Here is a 2456-nt window from a genome sequence, read left to right as displayed (position 1 = left end):
GAGGCGATCACGGATGCCTCGCGCTACGCCGCCACCGCCCAGCCGCTGCTCTCGCTCTCGCTGACGAACACGGGGCAGGCGATGTGCACGATCGACGCGGGCACGGCCACCATGGTCTTCACGATCACGAGCGGCTCCGAGCAGTACTGGACGTCGACCGACTGCCAGACGAACCCCGTGCACACCGACATCAAGCTCGAGCCGGGCAAGACCCTGACCACGCAGCCGATCGCGTGGGATCGCACCCGCTCGTCGAAGTCGACCTGCGGCGGCAAGCGCCCGGCGGTCCCGGCGGGCGGCGCGTCCTACCACCTCAAGGTCTCTGTCGACGGCATCGAGTCGAAGACCTCGAAGCAGTTCCTGCTCTACTGAGTCTCGTGTGGGGAGCGCTCCCCATCGTTCGCTCCGCGAGTGCCCGATAATCTCTGTGCACAGGGGAACACAAGGGGGAGCCGATGCCTGACCTGCGCGTCGATGTCGGGATGTATGCCGAGCTGGGGAGCGAGCTCGGGCGCGTCGCGACCGAGTTCGCCGACGCGAACACGAACAGCGACCGCATCGCCGACGCCGTCGGGCACAGCGGCCTCGCCGACGCCGTGCGCGATTTCGCCCACCAGTGGGACGACAAGCGGAAGGCCATGACGGGCGACATCCAGACGCTCGCGAAGTTCGCGACCGAGATCGGCGAGGGCTTCGGCCAGACCGACCAGGCACTCGGCGATGCGGTGAGCGGGCAGTGAGGCCCGCGGCCGCGCAGTGGCGCGAGATCGGCTACGACGGCGATCCGATTCCGGGCGACCCCGACGTGGTCGCTGCGGGCGGCGCCGACTACCTCGCCGTCGCCGAGGCGATTGTCGGGGCGAAGCGGAAGCTCGACGGGATCGAACTCGACGGCCAGATCTCGCAGGCGGTCGACAAGCTTCTCGAGAAGACCGGCGAGGTCGCCTCGAACATCGGCAAGGCCGAGGCGCGCTATCGGGCCGCCGGTCAAGCTCTGACGGCGTACGCGCCCGTGCTGCGCAACGCGCAGGACGACTCGGCGGCGGCGCTGTATCGGGCGAGCTCGGCGCGCCAGGCATCCGATTCGGCGAACTCGAACCAGCAGTACTACCTGCACCTCGCGCAGAACGAGACCGACCCGGCCTCTGCCCTGCAGTACACGGATCTCGCGAAGCGCGCAGGTGACGACGCCGACGATGCGAACGCGACCCTGAGCGGCGCGCGCGGCCAGATCGACGAGGCCGTCGCGACGCGCGATGCCGCGGCCGAGCGCGCGATCTCGCAGATCCACGAGATCACGAGCCATGACGGGCTCAAGGATTCCTGGTGGGACAACTGGGGCAAGGACCTGCTCGAGAAGATCACGGACATCGCCGGGATCGTGGCGAGCATCGCGGGCGTGCTCGCGCTCTGCGTCGCCTGGATTCCGGTCGTCGGGCAGGTGCTCGCGGCGGCGCTGCTCGTCGTCACCGCGGTCGCGGCCGTCGTCAACGCGATCGGGAACACCGTGCTCGCCGCGACCGGCGACCGCAGCTGGACGACGGCGATCGTCAGCATCATCGGCGCGGCGCTCGCGTGCATCGGCATCGGCGGCGCGCTGCGCGTGCTCGCCACCGCAGGCAAGGAAGGCGTCGCCGTCACCGAGACCGCGACCACCGTCGCCGAGAACGCGAACAAGTACGAGCAGGCCGCGGCGAAGATCAATCAGATCTCGCGCGACGCGCCCAAGAGCCCCGGCACGAACGTCCTCGACGTCACCCCTGAGCAGCTCGCGGCGATGAAGCCGTCCGAGTTCGACGAGGTCATGCGACTGTACGCTCAGGACGTGCCGGAGCTGAACGAGGGGGACATCCTCTACCGCCTCTACAGCAGTCAGCCGGGCGGCTCGACGATCAGCGGCGCCTCGTTCACGCGAGACGCACCGTTCATGCTCGAGAACCCGCGTGCCGCCTTCGGACTGCCGCCGGGCAACTCGGCCGATCGCATGGTCGTCGTACGCGTCGACGACCCGAGCAAGATGGTGCTGAGCCGCCACGCCCTGCCGCTCGAGGGCGGCCCGGGCGGCTCCTCCGAGTACATCTTCCCTGGCCAGTACGAGAACGGCGGCGGCAAAGGCCTGAGCATTCTGTACGACAAGTCCTTCGAGCTGCCGTGACGCGCGTCTCCGAGCTCGACTTCCGGCAACCGCTCTTCCTGTACGACGGCGCAGGCGACGGCGTCATCGAGGTGCGCACCGCCGCGCCGATACCGCCGGACGGCGGCTTCTCGACCTGGGCGCGGGTCGTCGACCCACCGACGACGGATGCCGCTGAGCTGCTCGTGCACGCCACCGTGGCTGCCGCCGGCGCGCTCGACGGGCGCTGGTGGGGGCAGGCCTGGGTGTGGGCGATTCCCGCCGAGACGGCGGCCGAGCCGCTCACGACCGACATCGCAGGCAAGCGCCTGCTCGGGGAGTT

The 2456-nt window shown here is 69.7% G+C and carries 3 protein-coding genes and 1 pseudogene; all 4 read left to right on the top strand.

Translation table 11 applies throughout. The annotated features are described in order from the left end of the window. Nucleotides 1-372: pseudogene (locus ACM2XV_RS14215) on the top strand (hypothetical protein); the annotation flags it as partial. Between the two features lie 83 nt (nt 373-455). Next, nucleotides 456-740 carry a hypothetical protein gene (locus tag ACM2XV_RS14210; RefSeq protein ID WP_344776684.1) on the top strand — a complete coding sequence of 95 codons (285 nt, stop codon included), beginning with the start codon at nt 456-458 and terminating at the stop codon, nt 738-740. Continuing rightward, nucleotides 737-2155 (top strand): hypothetical protein, encoded by a 1419-nt coding sequence (locus ACM2XV_RS14205; protein WP_487027401.1) that lies wholly within the window; start codon nt 737-739, stop codon nt 2153-2155. Before ACM2XV_RS14210 ends, ACM2XV_RS14205 begins: the two co-directional genes overlap by 4 nt. Next, nucleotides 2152-2456 (top strand): hypothetical protein (locus ACM2XV_RS14200; RefSeq protein ID WP_487027400.1); only part of this gene is annotated, 305 nt, incomplete at its 3' end. The genes ACM2XV_RS14205 and ACM2XV_RS14200, both read left to right, overlap by 4 nt.

The organism is Gryllotalpicola sp. CP2-P1 (assembly GCF_057512245.1).
This window is presented reverse-complemented; position numbering and strand designations above follow the sequence as displayed.

Excerpts from the sequence above, each read along its gene's own strand:
- ACM2XV_RS14210 (WP_344776684.1), top strand. The coding sequence starts at position 456 with ATGCCTGACCTGCGCGTCGATGTCGGGATGTATGCCGAGCTGGGGAGC.